Source organism: Affinundibacterium flavidum, from assembly GCF_014284175.1.
Classification (GTDB): Bacteria; Pseudomonadota; Gammaproteobacteria; order Burkholderiales; family Burkholderiaceae_D; genus Undibacterium; species Undibacterium flavidum.
In genome coordinates, this window is sequence record NZ_JACOGA010000045.1 from 1 (window position 1) to 645 (window position 645).

Here is a 645-nt window from a genome sequence, read left to right on the forward strand (position 1 = left end):
CCGGATTCACAAGAACGCCAGAATCCGCGTCCGGTCTATCTATCGGCTTTCCTTCAAGCACTGGCCGACTTCGCGGACGTGATTTTGTTTCGCCCGTATGACTCGGCCCCTTCACCGGATCAATTGGCTTACCTTCCAGTTTGCCTTGATCGCCTTCGGTAATCACAAACGGTGTCGTCGCCTTTTTCAAGCCCGCCTCTTGCGCATCGTGCTTCGCCCAATCCTCTTGCCATTTCGCCAGTTCTTCTGGTGAGATTTGATACTTTGCTGGCTTTAAACGTATTGGGACAATAGGTTCAGGTTCTTCCCCAAAAAGCTTATTCTTAAAAAACTTGAGGTTATCTTTAAAATTATTCCACCCTTGATTTAACGATTCCGCTAAGAAATTACTTCCAACTGGAGAAATGCCATCATCCAGTGCCGGTCGTGGTGGTGCTGCTGCAGATCTAGCTGCTGATGACCCCGCGCATGATGAAAGCCCTCGACATGGGATCGCTTGATACCCATGCAAATCAATGTAAGTCGTCGGATTCCCATACGCATACAAATAGTGATGCAAAGACAGTGGTGTGTTCCAGTCACCCTCATACGGATCTTGGGTGATGAAGCGGCCTGTTTGTGGGTCGTAGTAGCGGGCTTGGAAAT

At 49.0% G+C, this 645-nt stretch carries 1 protein-coding gene; it reads right to left on the minus strand.

Features of this window, described 5'->3' with window-relative positions:
- A partial coding sequence (locus H8K55_RS21275) for an RHS repeat domain-containing protein (RefSeq protein WP_329605078.1) occupies positions 1 to 645 on the minus strand: 645 nt, incomplete at both ends.